This is a genomic window from Streptomyces sp. NRRL B-3229 (assembly GCF_000719505.1).
Lineage (GTDB): Bacteria > Actinomycetota > Actinomycetes > Streptomycetales > Streptomycetaceae > Streptomyces > Streptomyces griseorubiginosus.
The window spans coordinates 25,086-39,533 of record NZ_JOGP01000004.1 but is presented as its reverse complement, the minus strand read 5'-3'; the positions used below and the strand labels follow the sequence as shown (position 1 = coordinate 39,533).

Genomic DNA, 14,448 nt, shown 5'->3' with positions numbered 1-14,448 from the left:
GCGGGATGCATCCCCCGCGTCGGCCTCAGGGAGGAAACACGGATGGGCTTCAAGCGAACACTTCGAGTTTTGGGATACTGCGCAGCGGTCAGCGGGGTGTTGTTCGCATCTGCGCCGACCGCAACTGCAGACCAAGTGAGAGATGATCAGTGGGCGCTGAAGGCTCTTAACGCCGAATCCGTGTGGAAAATCTCCCAGGGTAGTGGCGTCATTGTTGCAGTAATCGATAACGGGGTGAATGCAGATCATGTCGACCTGAAGGGAAATGTCCTAGAGGGTAAGGATTTTGTAGATGGGGGGAGCACCGAGCCGGACCCCGGGGAAAACCATGGAACAGCCATGGCTTCGATCATCGCCGCCCATGGGCATGGAGTGGATGATGGAGTGATTGGGCTGGCCCCGAAGGCAAAAATTTTGCCGATTCGGGATTCGGTCAAGGTGAAGCTCTCAGGGACAATTAGGTACGCTGTTGACAATGGCGCCTCCGTTATTAACGTCTCCTCTTGCTTTGATTCTAGTGATCCGCAAGCGTTGAAAGATGTATCAGATGCTGTGGCCTATGCTTTGAGTAAAGACGTTTTGGTCGTCGGCGCGGCTGGCAACGAGGATGATAAAGGTGGAAAGTGCTATCCAGCGGCCTCACCTGGAGCGCTGGGGGTCGGTGCTGTCAAGAATGACGGGCTCCTCTGGAGTGGATCGAACACCGGTAGTTTCGTTGCATTGACCGCCCCTGGTGCCAATATCGTCTCAGCGAACGCAGATGGTTACGGTTATCATGCGGCAAACGGCACCTCAGACGCTGCTGCCTACACATCAGCGGCGGTTGCCTTGCTCCGCTCCAAATATCCTGATTTGACGGCAGGGCAGATCGTAAACCGTTTGGTGAAGACGGCGGCTTTGCCGGATTCTGAGAAGGGTCTCTCCCTGCCGGATAAAGGATATGGGTATGGGATCATCCAGCCGCTGGCAGCTCTCAAAGCGGATATCCCGGCAGGCTCGAAGTACGGCCCGCTCACAGTCCCCGAGTCTTTGAAGGAAAAGTCCGCGACCTCGTCGCCGGGTTCATCGGCTGCCGAACAAGAGAAGGCTGACAACAAAGCAATGCTCATCTGGGCTGTCATCGGTGTCATTGGCCTCGCTGTCGTCGGCCTGATCGTTTTCCTGGTCGTCAGGGCTTCCAAGCGGAACAAGAACAACAGTGGCGGCCCTGGTGGCCCCGCTAGCCACCCGCACTACGGCCAGCAGCCCGCCGCGCCGCATCAGAACCCGTACCAGCAACCTGCCCCACCACAGCAGAACCCGTACCAGCAGCCCTCGCCGCCCCAGAGTCAGTGGCCGCCGCAGCAGTAGCCGAGAACGACTTGGATCGTTGAACGGGCGTGACGCCGGTGAGCGTCGCGCCCGTACCGCATGGGGCCGCGCTGAGTAATCGCTCGACCGCCCGGTGGGGTCATGGGCTCACATGGCAATCGATGCCGACCGTGGCCACATGCCGCGAGCGATCATGGCACGTCTGCCGCATTCAGTTGTGCCAGAGTAAAAAGGAAGTCAGTGCACTCCAGTCAGCCGTCTCCAGGGCACATTCAGCCCGATTCTCCCCAATACGGTGTGCCGTACCCTGCTTCGGGAGGGCCCTCTTCGGTGTACCAGCCGGCGCCCCAGGTTAAATCGAAGGGTGGAGCCCGCAAAGTATTCGGGATCCTGCTGATCCTGTTTGCCGTTATTCCGCTCCTCGGTACCGCTCTGACTGTCTACAAGACCGTTCAGGGTTCAAAGGAGCGCAACTCGAACGACGCTTTCATCCCCAAAGCGTGGCACAACCTGCAAAGCGATGACATCTTTCCCGCTCGCCTCACCAGCGAGACGGTCGGCAGCGATGCCAGCGTCTGGGAACGCCAGGGGATTTCCAAGAACACTTCCTGCGAGGCGGCGTTCACCGCTGATCTCGCAAGGGATGTGACGGCCGACGGATGCAAGGTCGTACTCCGAGCGACGTACACCGACTTGAGCGGCGAAATGGCCGCGACCATCGGACTTGTCGTAGCTGATTCGCCCGCGGCCGCGAACGCCGTGGACTCCAAGATCGAGAGAATCCAGAGCGATGCCGCGGGTTCTGATCGAGCGCCGACGGTCCGACCGTTTGCCGTTCCTGGCACACAGGCTGCCGACTGGAGCGAAAAGATGGGCATCGGAGGTGCTTCGGCACAGGTCTTCATGCCTGATTCGCCCTATGTCGTGACCATCACCACCGGGCCCACCGACCCCGCACGTCCGGTCGGTCAGCTGCCTGAACCCTGGACCTTCATCGGCTGGGAGGAACGGCACCCCTACAGGGAAACCGCGCAGGCCCTCGCGGCCATCTACGCCGAGGATCTGCGGAGGACGGTGTTGGGGAAGTGAGCAAGCACATCGTGACAGGTGTCCTTCTGGCGGCGGCCCTGACCTTGAGCAACGCGAACACAGCATCCGCCGCTCCACCCCAGGGCTGGGAACTTCCTGCCATGTCCGTGCCGGCCGCCCACGCCATCAGCAAGGGGGAGGGCGTCACCGTGGCGGTGATCGACACCGGCATCCGCACCGACCATCCAGAGCTGAAAGGCCGTGCCACCGAGGGCCCGGACTTCCTCAAGGCCAATGACAAGTCCCAGCCGTGGTACGGCGGGCACGGGACAGCGATGGCCTCCAGTGTCCTCGACGTCGCTCCCCGAGCGAAGGTCCTCGGCCTGCGGGTGGTCCGAGAGGAGGATGACCCCAATTACCAGGGTGGCCGCCTGAGCAACCCTGACGCGCTTTCGCAGGCGATCGCCTACGCGACGGACCACGGAGCCGATGTCATCTCCATGTCCATCGGTTCCAGGAAGTCCTTTGGCGGTTACCAAGTGGGGGATCTGAAAGCCATCGACTACGCCCTGTCGAAGGGCGTCACCATTCTTGGTGCGGTCGGCAACCTGGGGGACAAGCGGGCGGGGCACGACAACGCCATTTCTTACCCCTCCGCCTACCCGGGCGTCATCACCGTGGCCGCTTCGACCCAGGACGGTTCGCGCGCGTCGTTCTCGTCGGTGCACTCCTACATCGACATCGCGGCTCCGGGCGTTGCGATCAATGAGGCGGATTCCCGCTCCAGCGGGCGCACGTCCGGTGGGGGCACCTCCGCAGCCTGTGCGTTGGCTGCGGGCGTAAGCGCGCTGATCGTCTCGAAGTACCCGGATCTCACGCCGCACCAGGTGGAAACCGTCCTTGAGAGGACTGCTTCACATGCAACCCGCGGATACAGCGCAGAGACCGGATACGGGGTGATCAATGCCGAGGCGGCCCTACAGGCTGCGGCGAAGCTCACTCCGGAGAAGGAAGTGACGATTGGCGAGACGGGGACAGGTCTGCACTTCGGACCCGGAGACGACGGCACACCGAAGACGTACTCGCAGGGGGTGGACTCCGCCATGGTCGGTGTTTCGGCCGTAGGAGCCCTCATTACCCTCCTCCTTCTGCTCGGCGGCTTCTGGCTCTTCAAAGGCAGTCGTCGCGTGCGGGCGCAAGGCTCCTGGGGTGTCGAGCCCAGCGGTCCTGTCACCTATGCGCAATCCGTCCCGCCGTCCGCTCTGCCACAGCAGAACCCGTACCAGCAGCCCGCTCCGCCACAGCAAAATCCATACCAGCAGCACGGTCCACCGCCTGGCCATTGGCCGCCTCGGCACTAAGGGGGCGTCAGCGGCCGATCGACGACCTATGGCTTGGCGGGCAGACGTCCGTCAAGCCGACTGGGTCTCACAGCCCGTTGACCGCTGGTCCACGCAAAGAAAGATCCGGTATGTTCGGCCTGCTTGATTGGCATGTTCTTGCCTAGGCGCCGAGCCCTCGGTTCGGCCGGAACGGGCACCTCACGGCTAATGCGTGCAACGCAACCCGCGGTCGTGTGAGCGAACCGGGCATGTCCACCACTGACACAACGGGGATGGGATAAGGGATGAGTACTCCCTTCGACGGGGCATCACAGAGCGGAACTCCTCGGACGCGGCTGAACTCCGTGCCCGCGGACGGCGGTGGAGGTGGTGGCGGCGGTGGTACCAACGTCGACACCCAGCGCCTCGACGAAGCCGCCAACGCCCTCGTGGAGCTGCGCGGTGACACCGAGAACGTCGACAACGGCGCCGACGACGACTGCCTCAGCGCCTCCCGCGGCCTGAACAAGCACACGGCCGGCGGGATGGCCGAGGGCGGCTCCTGGGCGACCGCCGGCTCCCTGGTGACCATGGACGTCCGCTGGGGCTCCCAGGTCCAGAATCTCAAGCGACTGCTCCAGGACATCAGCGACAAGCTCCACGCCACCAGCGGGCACTACACCCGCACCGAGCAGGAGGAACGGGCCCGGCAGAACGCGATCAGCACCCCCTTCGGGTGAGCTGAGCCGCCCCGGGCGCGCCGTAGAGGCGTAGACGCGCGAGAGCCGCAGGGCTGTGGCGCCGCACCCGGGAGCGCCATCGAGTCGTACCGGAACCCTTCCCAAGGAGCAGTCGCACATGGTGTCCATCCCCTACCTCGACAAGGCCGACCTGGCGCCGCTGGCCGACGCCGCCGCTTCCTGGGCGGCCCTGCCGGCCAAGTACGAGGCGCTGCAAAGGGAGTTCGAGCAGCGCGTCGTCAACCACCTCAAGGGCCACTGGGACGGGGACGCGGCCGACGCCGCCTTCGTCACCATGGGCAAGGCCCGTACGGAGTACGAGAACGCCGCCACCGAGGCGGAGCGCATCGGCAAGCTGTTGCAGGACGCGCACGGTGAATTCGCCGCCTCCCAGAAGCAGTTGCATGCCCTGCTCGACGAGGCGCGCGACGACCACTACAAGGTCTACGACGACGGCCGCGTCGAGGACGTCGACCCGCGGCAGGACAGCCCCACCGCGTCTGCCTCGCCGGGCCTCGCCGAGGAGCGCAAGAAGAAGCTGGACTCGCTCGTCTCCCGGCTGACACGGGTCCTGGAAGTGGCCACCGCCGCCGACGAGGCGGCCAGTTCGGCCTTGGAGCGCGACGCCAACGGTGGGGACAGCGATTCCTTCAACACCAGCGTCTACACGACCCTCGACGCCGTGGAGGCCGATCAGGCCGCCGCGCTGATGAACAAGAAGGACCGTCTCTCCGACGCCGAGATCACCAAGCTCAACCTGCTCCTGTCCGCCAACAAGAACGACCCCGAGTTCGCACGGGACTTCGCCGTCAAGACCGGTGGCGAGAACATGCTCAGCAAGTACAACGAGCTCATGAGCCCGCCGGCCGGCACCACGCTCTCCAAGGCGCAGCTGGCCCAGCTCAAGGAACTCAAGGCGAACCTGGGCACGACCATCGGTACGGCCACGACGTCGGACGACCACCGCAAGGGCGGCCCCGACCCGGAGATCACCAAGTTCCAGAACGACCTCCTCAAGGCGGGCCAGCGCGACTTCAACGCCAACCCCACCGAGTCGCCGTACGGCCTCAGCGGCTACCAGCTCACCAGCAGCCTGATGAGCGAGGGCAAGTGGGACAAGGACTTCCTCCAGGACTACGGCGACGCGCTGATCACCGCGGAGAAGAACGGCGCGAACGGGGGGCAGAACCCGGACGCCTACTGGGGCTACCCACGGACGCTGGGCACGACCAACATCGGGGCGCTCGACCCGATGACCGGCTTCATGGACGCCCTGGGCCACAACCCCGACGCATCCACCGAGTTCCTCACCTCGGAGGCCACGATCGACGGTGAGAAGGTGGACCACCTCGACTACCTGCTCAAGGACCGGCATTGGCCCGAGGGACCCGGATACACGGGCGACCCTGCCAACCCGAGCGGCTACAACAACCTCGGCCACGCGATGGAGTCCGCCACCTCGGGTCGCGCCTTCGACGACAATGGTGCTCCCGTCAAGCACACCGCAGAGCGCGCGGCCCTGATGAACGAACTCGTAGAGACCATCGGCGGTGACCCCGAACTGGTCAGCGGCTCTCCCCGTGACGAGATGCGGGACAGCCTGGGCAACATGACGGCCGAGTACATGGCGGACGTCCAGGCGGCGTTCGGGAATGAACAGGGCACGATCAAGCCCTTCGGGGAACCTGTCAATCCTCCTAACGGCTTCGAGACCGGCACGCTCGTGCCCTTTCTTGCGAACGTCGGACGCGATCCGGATGCCTACGTCGCGATTAGCGAGGCCTCGCAAGCCAACACCGCTATCTGGATGCAGGAGGTGGCGAAACAGCACCCCGACTACGACGTGATGACTCCCGCGATGGGGAATGTGGCGCATCCGGGCGGCATCGTGGCCGGGATTCTCAGCGACGCCCGTGATCAGGCGATCTTCGAGGAGCACTCGGCGTCCGACAAGGACTTCAACGATGCTGTGGCGACCGGCGACAAGTGGGCCGGGCGGGGCCTCGGCATGGCGGTCGGCGCGGTGACGGGGACAGCGGCTCCGATCGTCGGAACCATCGCGGGCTGGGCCGTCGAGGACATCCAGGCCATGGTGGTGGAGCAGGTCCAGCAGGACACCACCGACGAGGCTCAGAAAGAGGCGTACACCAGGTACGCGGAAGGACGCACGGCCGTGCGGGACTCCACCGCGGATTCGCTCCGCGAAGCAATCAGGAACTCGGGAGTGGACATGCCCGCTAAGAAGCTCAACACACTGGCCGAGTACGCGGCGCGGGCAGCGGACGACGGGCACACCACGGGGGCGACGTGGAACTCTTCCGGGAGCGGGCGATGAACTCCATAGTGCTGAATCCTCGCGAGGCGCGCGTAGCCCGTGAACCTCGGCAGGGCCTGAGGGTCTGGGCCGCTGTCACGGTGGCAGTCCTGGTCCTGACCGGGTGCAGCGGCCAGGATGACGACAGCACGGACAACCGCAGCACCTCGGTGTGCGACGGCAAGCTCAAGGGGCAGGCCTTCGCGACGCTGGTCGGTGACAGCGGTGTCGTTTCGGAGAAGACCGTCAAGTTCTCTCCTGCGAAGTGGACGGCTGCCGGGAGGTGCGAGCTCTCTGGGAAAGAGGACTCCGTCCGGATCGACTACCTCTGGCACTCGGACGATCTTGAGAATCTCGACAAGTACTGGTCGCCCAATGCCTTCACCGTCAAGTCGTTCAAGGTCGACTCTGCTGTCGGGTACGTGGAGAAGAACCGTGCCTTCGTCGCCATCCCCTGCGCCTGGGAGGGGCGGACCGTGAGCAAGCACGAACTCCTCGAAGTCGAGGTGGCCAATATGCCGCCGACCCGGACGCTCGACAAGGGGCAGCGCAACACGTTCGCTTCGGCCGCGACCATCGCCGCGCGGTACATCGGCGGCGAAGTGTTCAAGTGTGCCGCGATTCGCTCCACGGGGAACTCCGGTTCGAGCTCCCCGAACTCTTCGAGTAGTTCGTCGACGCAATGACCTGGCCAGCCCTTTGTGCAATGAACAGGGGCACAAGGAATGAGAACGGGGCAGGGCCTCAGGGGCCCTGTTCGGGTGAGCAGTGCGGTCGGCTGACCCCTCACCAAGAAGCAGTGGGCGGATCTGGCGCACTTCGGCGAGCAGTCGTGCTCGGCACGGGTGCGGCGAGCCAGCGGCCCTGTCCTCTTGAACGTGGGCGTCGGCGGCCGCCGAGGGCAGGGGCTGGACGACCAATGGTTCCCGGGACGGAGATGCACGTCCGACGGTGCGCTTCGTGAAGGACCCGGCGGCTCATGCACGCCGGTCCTCTGCGCCGCGTACTCAGATGACCGGCGTCAGCGGCCGCCCAGCTGCCGCAGCGCCTCCGCCGGAATCGTCAAGCTGAGGCGATGCCCCGGATTGAGGCGCACCGGGACGCCCGCGGCCGCGAGTTGGTGGCCCGGGGTGTGGTGCCACTGGTGCCAGGAGTCAGGCGTGTGGCTCGGGTGGGTGAAGGCGGGGACGTAACGGCTGCCGTCGTCCTCGGTGACCGTGTACAGGCCCTGCTGTCCCTCCTGGGCGAAGAGCATGAGCGTGGCTTCGCGGAAGGCGGCGAGCAGTTCCGCCTCGCCCGCGTAGCCGGTCACGGCCTTCTGGATGGCGGCGTCCAGGGGGGTCGGGGGAGCGGGGAACTCCAGGGCCACGGGGGACGGCCGGTAGTTCGGGTTGTGGCTGAAGGTGACCAGCCGGCCCTCCTCGTCGACGGACCAGCCGCCCACGATCCCGTACGGCGGTACAGCCCCGTCGGCGTCGAAGTACGGGTCGATCGCGTAGACGTAGCCGCCGCGTTGGCGGGCTGCCTGGGCGCGGAGGGCCTCGGTGACCGGAGGGACGGTGGGAGGTGTCGTCACGGGGTCGCGTTCCATTGCTGTTCGAAGCGGATCTGTTCGTCGACGGTGGCCAGGGCTTCCCGGGGCGCCTCGTGGAAGGTCTGGATGCGGTCCGCGCCGCTGAGGCGCTGGTGAGGAGTCAGGCGGTAGACAAGGAAGCCGCCCATGCCGCGGCACATCCCGGAGGGCCAGGTGTCGCGGCGGGCACCGTTGACGCCGAGAAGCCAGCCCGCGGGCTCGATCTGCTCACGGACGCGCACGAGGGCCTCGAAGCTGTCGGTCCCTCGGCCGGTCACCCGGCCCCACGGGCCGTCGGCGGTCACGGTGTAGTCGTGGTCCCCTCCCTCCCAGCGCAGCACTGCGGGGGCGTGCCGCTCTCCGTGGTAGGCGAGCACATCGAAACGGTGGGGAACCAGGCCACTCATCGGGTCCATCCAGGGGGCAGGGAAGTGGTGGGTGGGGGCTTGCGTCGGGGGTCCAGAGCCCCGGGGCTCATCCGCAGAGGGTGAGGCCCGACGGGTCGAGGACGATGTCCACCCGGGGCGGCAACTGCGCCAGCAGGTCCGATCCCGTCGTGGAGAACCAGTCGCACTCGGTCGCGAAGCGCGCCAGTTCCTCCAACGGCGTTCAGACGCCCATCACTTGGTCTTCCGGCGTTTCGGCGATGTACACGCCGGGAGGTCCGGGCGGGCTCAGTACACCGTGGCGCCCAATCAGGCATCCAGCAACTCCCGCGGTGAGGCCTGCTGTTGCGCGACGGCTTTCACCACCGTGGGCAGGTCGCGCGAGGGGGTACCGCCGCAAGTACCGTTGATCATTTGGGTGATTCAATCATGCGGTCCAGCGCCTCACAGCCTGAGCACTCCCATCGCGTGCAAGCTGCTGACTTTTGGTCGACGTTGGAGTGAGCGCCCGTGTCCTCCTGCAAGCTCGTCGCGGGACGCCGGTCGAGGGCAGCGACTTGACGTTCTCCTCGGACCCGCTCACGGACAAGGAACGGGCGGATCCGGCGCACTTCGCCGAGCCGTCGGTGCAATGACGCGCGTCCGCACTGAGTTGACTCCGTCCTTCCATCGTGTGCAGCCCGTGACTCTTCGGTCGCAGCGGGGTTGCGGAAGTGCACGTCAAGATCTCGAACGACGGGGAGCGCGGAGCGGCGTATGTCTGGGAACTTCTACTTGGACGCGCGGGAACTGGGGCAGCTGGCGGGGGCGTTCGACACTCGGGCCCGTGACCTGGCAAGTGCGGTCAAAGTATTCGAGCGTAGAGCGGGTGCGGAGCAGATCCATGACGGCTTCGGATTTCTGACGGAGTCGGAAGAGGTCACATCGGCCTACATCGACCTGGCCGCGGAGATGGTCGAGGCGTTGGGGAGTCTGGCTCGGCAATTCGAGGCGGTGAGTCAGGCCGCCCAGGACAACGCGAAGAACTCGGAAGCGGCGGACGACGCTCTCGCCGGACTCTTTGAGGGTGGGAAGAGTTGAGCGAGGAGAGCGTCGCCGAGAAGGTGTACGAAGCCGGGATCGAGGTCGTGAATCCCGGTGGCCGACCCGATGTGCTGCGTACGGCAGCCAAGGCGTGGCGGACGGTGGGGGAGGAACTGGAGGAGGCGTACGGAGGGCTCGACCGAAGAGTGCGGTGTGTCCTCGGTGAGCACTGGCGAGGGAAATCGGCCGACGCCTTCCAGGAGTACTGGCGGGATGTCGGGAAGGCGGTCGAGCAGACCATGCCGCTTTTCGAGCAGGCCTCGAGAGGGCTCGAGAAGGCGGCGGACCACATTGAGGAGATCAATGACGAGATTCATCAGATCTACCTCGAGATCGGTGTTTCGATCGGCGCGTCCGTACTGCTCTCCTTCGTCACTGTCGGGTTCTCGGCGGCGGCCGGGGCGGCGAACGCGCTGCGCTTGGGAGCGCAGGCTGCGGAGGCGGCTACGAGGTTGGGGCGATTGTTGGGGGCTGCCGCACGTTTCTTCCAAACCATTCGGACGTCCGTGAGAGACAAGAAGGTTCTGGGGCTTGCGGTCGAACTAGGTGCGCAGTGGGCTGCCGGGACTGGCACAGGCATCGTGACGAACCTGGCCACGGGCGAGAAACCCGAGTACATGAGCAACTTGTACAACGGTGGCCTTGGCGCTCTTGGCGGCACGTTCGCCGCAGGCCATCTGGCGTCCAGGCTCGGCGGAGGAGTGGTCGCGACGGCCGTGGACGGCACGGTGTTGGGCGCGTTCTCGTCGGTTGCCGGTGACACCGTCAACAACCTTCGCAACGGTGATCGGTTCGACGCCTCACAGATGACGCTTGGCGCCGTAGCGGGAGGGCTCACGGGTGGGGCTGGAAGTGCCGCGGTTCACCGGGCGACGGACGGACGGTCCTTGTCCCGGGCTCGCGGTCTCACGGGCGATCTGGCCACCAACGTCCCTGTGAGTTTCGGTCTTGGTGCGGGAGGCAACCTTTCCAAGTCCAGCGATGGTGCGGTCAACGGCGATCCCAACGCGGAGGAGGAAAAGGACAGGCCTGGCGCGGCCGCTGACGCGAAGAGGCGTGCGAGTGAGGACGCCAGGGCTCTAAGGGAGCGTCCTGATCAGCGGAGATATGGAGCGTTCGGGTGAGTAGCGGGTGGACCATGAGCAAGGATGTGACCGACACCCGCCACTTTCCGCGGTGCGGACGGTTCGTCACCTTGGCGGCCCCCTCGGCCCTCGTGGTGCTGACTACCGTGTGGCTCTTTCTGGGAGCTACACCGGTGCGCGCTGTCCTCCTGTGGTGCTCGCTGGCATCGCTTGCCGCGTGTCTCGTGGTGTGGGGGGTGGTGACGCTGCGAAACGGCGACCAGTCCCGGCGCGATACGTACCGGTGGGTCGTGCGAGCCGCATCGGCCACCCCCGGGTGTGGCGAGGGCACGGTGCCGTTGCGCTTGCGAGGGGGAGGCCGGCAGTCGGCGCGCCTCGTAAGCCTGTTGGTCGTGGTGCCTACGCTGACGGCGCTGTGGGTGGCCCTGGCCGCCGCCGACGCTCGCGGTACAGGTACGAGCGCGGTGCTGGCCGAGGCGGGCGCGGTGATCGAACGGCTCCCCATCGTGAAGATCGAGAACGAAGATGCCGGCTGGAGCCCTCGTTCCTCCGCACAGGCCGACTACACCGTCCTGCTTCCCTCGCCGACCCGGAAGGAAGGCGTACCCGCCACCTTCGAGGCCGCCACGCACCGGCGCCAGGGCATCAGCGGCAAGCTGTACGTGGCGTATGTGCCGGAGCAGCCTGAACTCGGTGCCATCGGTGATGATCGACTCGCGGAGGTGAAGCGCCAACTCGCCGGGCGAGCTGTGGAGTCCGGCACGGCGCGGGACTTGGGGGGCCTATGGGCCTTGGTGACCCTCGCCTTGGTCGTCGGTGCGTGGCGATCAGAGGCCACCCACCGCCCCGCCCGCACCGTGACCCCCGATTGGCACGCCCTACGGGTGACCGTCGGCGGTACGGGGCAGCACACCGAAGTGCCCCCGCCCGGAAGCCCCGAAGGCGCCGATGAGAAGAAGCGTCGGGAGAACACGCGCAGGGTGCAGTGCCTTGTGCTGGAGGGGCGTGGGCAGGGGATTCCCTTTCACTCCCAGATGGGGATCGAGCCGGCCGGAGAAGTGCTCATCGGTACGAGGGGCTGGCTGCTCTGGCACCCCTCGCAGCGGCGAGGCCGGGATGTTCTCGCCGAGTTGGTGAGCGACGATGGGTGGCACTTGCCGGGCGCCGTCCCGATCCGGGTGGCTGAGGAGGCTGTAGCGGAGGGTCTTACCGAAGCTGCGCGCCCAGACTTCGAACGGCGGGTTCGGACACTGGATCTCGGGGCCGGATGGCTCGTGACCGCGTCCCTGTCGGGAGTTGCGGGGTTCGCGGTGGCGTTCGGATGCCTGGTGACCCTGCTGCTCGTCCCTGACAGTGGGGTTTGGCGGTGGTGGGTCGCCCTGGCGGGTGTGCTGGCTCCAGGCGTCGGCTTCATGGTGCGGGCGGTGGCGCGTACCGGTGACCGTGCGGTCCCTTCGCCGCAGTGAGCAGGTGAGCAGGTGAGCAGGTGAGCTGATGGAACGTGCCGCAGGTACTCCACGAGGGCAGGCCGAGAGCCCCCGGGGCGCTGTTCGAAGTCGCTGGGGAGTACACCTCGGCCGAACGCACCGCCACCTTCCAGCTTGCCCTCCCGCGAACACCGCAGGCAGTGGCGGTGTACGTGTGCACCGAAGTCTTCGAGGCCGAGGAGGAGTTTCCGGCGCCGGCCACGCTGATGGCAGCCGGGATCTCCTTCACGGCTCCGGCACCGGCCCGCGAACCGGTGACTGCCGTCACCGCGGCATGCGGCCCCGTCGGTCGGCCGACACCCACCTCAGCCCTCCCAGAGCGCATCCCACCGCAGCCGTACCCCGCAAAGCCCCTCCGAGTCCCCGATGACCAGCAGCCCCTCTGGGGTCAGCGCCAGGGCGTCGCAGCGCCGCAGCCAGGGCAGTACCCGCACCCTGCCGGACAGCACGTGCCACAGATGCAGCTCGCCGTCGCTCCAGGCCGCGGCCAGCACCGGGCCGGCGGAGGTGTCCGCCGCGGCCAGCGCCGTGGTCCGGTGCGGCCGTTGCTGCACCGGTACCGGCATCGGCTCGGCCGAGATCTCCCACAGCCGCACCGAACCGTCCGCCCCGGCACTGAAGGTGAGCGTCAGCCCGTCGGCGGTGTCGACGCAGGCCGCGGCCGTGACCGGCTGCTCATGCACCCGGTGGGAGCGCGGTACGTCCTGGTACTCGCCCAGGGACCACACGTGCACCGAGCCGCCCCGGTCGCCGACCACCGCGTACGGGCTCCGGTCGCTACCGCCGCCGAGCGCGGTGACCAGCGACTCCTCCCCGGTGAGCGCGGCCGCGCCGTGGTGCTCGGCGATCCGCCCGAGCGCGAACGCCGTGGTCGGGTCGTCCTCGGTCACGAGCGGCAGCAGCGCGTCGGACCCGTCGAGCAACAGCGCCGAGCGGGCGTCGCGAGGAGCGAGAGAGCGCGGTCGTACGGCATAGGGGTGCGCCGACGGCGAGTCGGCGGACTCTTCGGAGAGGCGGGGCGAGGCGGTGAGAGGTGCCCCTGCCCCGCCCTCCACGTCGTACGTCCGCAGCCGCCCGGTCGCGTCCGAGGCCATCAACTGGCGCTCCTCGCCAGGGATCAGGGCCAGCGCGGTCACGGGCAGGGCGGGCCGCGCCCACTCCGCGGACCACCAGTGCTGTGCGGCGAGCGGTCGCAGGTACTCGGCGAGGTCCGGGTCCGTGCCGATCGCGGCGGCGTGCAGGAGGGCGGCCCGTTCGGCGCTGTCGGCGTGATACGCCGTCAACTCCGGCGCGGCCCGCCTCCACACCTCGCGCAACCGGCCGGGCACCGGGATGCGTTCGTCGGCGAGGGTGGCCGTGAGCGCGGCGGCCGAGCCGTGCACCAGGAACCCGGGATCGGTCAACAGGCCCCGGACGGACACCTCTTGGCCGTCGGCGCGCAGTGCCGCGTCGAGGATGCGGCGCCGCACCGGGGCGGGCGCCCGGGACCAGTCGGGGCGGTCGCCTGCGGTACGCGGGACCGCGGCGGCGAGATCGGCGTACGACGCCCGCCCGGTGCCCCGGCCGACGCCTTCACCCAGGTCCACGACGGCGGTACCGCTGTGCGTGGCCAGCAACTCCGACGTCCCGACCTCGACGGCCGCGCGCAGGTGGGGGAGGGCCAGGAGTGGTTCCAGCAGTTCGGCGACCAGGGTCTCCGGCGCGGCGGACGGCAGGTCCGCCGGGCCCGCTCCCGCCCGGTGCAGATCGGGGACGAGGAGCAGCAACGGCCGTTCGTCGGCGCCGACTCGGTCGAGCAGACGGCCGGGGGAGAGGGCGCCGTAGCCGAGCTGGCGGCCCAGTTCCCAGGCGAAGGTCTCCGTGGTCAGTCCCTCGGACGGCACGGTGGCATGGATCGTGAGGCCCGGCCGGCCGACGGTCCCGGCCAGGAGCCAGGCCAGCAGAGCGCTCTTGCCGCTGCCTCCGGCGCCCCGCACCAGACACAGCCGGGGCCCCTCGCCGTCGGCCGCCCAGTGGAGCAACCGCTGCCCCGGGGACCGCTTGTTCTCGTCCAGCGGCGGCCAGGCGGTGATGTCCGGCGTGGCGGTGGTCGCGGCGGTCGTACCGGCGGTCATGATG

13 protein-coding genes are annotated in these 14,448 nt (G+C 67.2%); 9 read left to right on the top strand and 4 right to left on the bottom strand.

Annotated features, from left to right (window positions below; genetic code table 11):
- Positions 1–42 precede the first annotated feature (42 nt).
- The 6 genes from mycP to IF54_RS39480 all read left to right on the top strand — a co-directional run bounded on the left by mycP (position 43) and on the right by IF54_RS39480 (position 7,402).
- A complete protein-coding gene (mycP, locus tag IF54_RS40945; RefSeq protein WP_234438928.1) occupies positions 43–1,350 on the top strand; it encodes a type VII secretion-associated serine protease mycosin in 1,308 nt (435 codons plus the stop codon).
- Positions 1,351–1,641: 291 nt separating this feature from the next.
- A complete protein-coding gene (locus tag IF54_RS0106980; RefSeq protein ID WP_030315651.1) occupies positions 1,642–2,400 on the top strand; it encodes a hypothetical protein in 759 nt (252 codons plus the stop codon).
- A complete protein-coding gene (locus IF54_RS0106975; RefSeq protein ID WP_159002091.1) occupies positions 2,397–3,701 on the top strand; it encodes a S8 family serine peptidase in 1,305 nt (434 codons plus the stop codon). Before IF54_RS0106980 ends, IF54_RS0106975 begins: the two co-directional genes overlap by 4 nt.
- 266 nt (positions 3,702–3,967) lie before the next feature.
- Entirely contained in the window at positions 3,968–4,402 is a 435-nt protein-coding gene (locus tag IF54_RS0106970; protein WP_234438927.1) for a hypothetical protein, read from the top strand.
- 118 nt (positions 4,403–4,520) lie between these two features.
- On the top strand, positions 4,521–6,737 hold the full coding sequence (locus tag IF54_RS0106965; RefSeq protein ID WP_030315643.1) for a DUF6571 family protein: 2,217 nt from the start codon (positions 4,521–4,523) through the stop codon (positions 6,735–6,737).
- Positions 6,734–7,402: a hypothetical protein gene (locus IF54_RS39480; RefSeq protein WP_234438926.1), complete on the top strand. Its 669-nt coding sequence runs from the start codon at positions 6,734–6,736 to the stop codon at positions 7,400–7,402. Before IF54_RS0106965 ends, IF54_RS39480 begins: the two co-directional genes overlap by 4 nt.
- Before the next feature lie 335 nt (positions 7,403–7,737).
- Here the strand turns inward: IF54_RS39480 and IF54_RS0106955 are convergent, their stop codons facing one another.
- The 3 genes from IF54_RS0106955 to IF54_RS43875 all read right to left on the bottom strand — a co-directional run bounded on the left by IF54_RS0106955 (position 7,738) and on the right by IF54_RS43875 (position 8,892).
- Positions 7,738–8,292, bottom strand: a complete 555-nt coding sequence (locus IF54_RS0106955) for a type VII secretion system-associated protein (protein WP_030315639.1) — start codon at positions 8,290–8,292, stop codon at positions 7,738–7,740.
- Positions 8,289–8,696, bottom strand: a complete 408-nt coding sequence (locus IF54_RS0106950; protein ID WP_159002089.1) for a hypothetical protein — start codon at positions 8,694–8,696, stop codon at positions 8,289–8,291. The genes IF54_RS0106955 and IF54_RS0106950 overlap by 4 nt, the downstream gene beginning before the upstream one ends.
- Positions 8,697–8,763: 67 nt before the next feature.
- Positions 8,764–8,892, bottom strand: a complete 129-nt coding sequence (locus IF54_RS43875; protein ID WP_267884946.1) for a hypothetical protein — start codon at positions 8,890–8,892, stop codon at positions 8,764–8,766.
- Between the two features lie 539 nt (positions 8,893–9,431).
- Here IF54_RS43875 and IF54_RS0106940 point away from each other — a divergent pair.
- From IF54_RS0106940 to IF54_RS0106930, 3 genes are read left to right on the top strand one after another with little or no spacing between them, the layout of a single operon-like run.
- The gene (locus IF54_RS0106940) at positions 9,432–9,755 is read left to right on the top strand and encodes a hypothetical protein (RefSeq protein WP_030315636.1); all 324 of its coding nucleotides are present in this window, start codon (positions 9,432–9,434) and stop codon (positions 9,753–9,755) included.
- Positions 9,752–10,882: a WXG100 family type VII secretion target gene (locus IF54_RS0106935; protein WP_030315635.1), complete on the top strand. Its 1,131-nt coding sequence runs from the start codon at positions 9,752–9,754 to the stop codon at positions 10,880–10,882. The genes IF54_RS0106940 and IF54_RS0106935 overlap by 4 nt, the downstream gene beginning before the upstream one ends.
- A gap of 14 nt (positions 10,883–10,896) precedes the next feature.
- Complete coding sequence (locus IF54_RS0106930) at positions 10,897–12,309, top strand: hypothetical protein (protein WP_234438925.1); 1,413 nt, start codon at positions 10,897–10,899, stop codon at positions 12,307–12,309.
- Between the two features lie 326 nt (positions 12,310–12,635).
- On the opposite strand, the gene IF54_RS0106925 is transcribed toward IF54_RS0106930, so the two are convergent.
- Positions 12,636–14,444, bottom strand: coding sequence for a WD40 repeat domain-containing protein (locus tag IF54_RS0106925; RefSeq protein WP_030315631.1), 1,809 nt, complete (start codon positions 14,442–14,444; stop codon positions 12,636–12,638).
- Positions 14,445–14,448 lie beyond the last annotated feature (4 nt).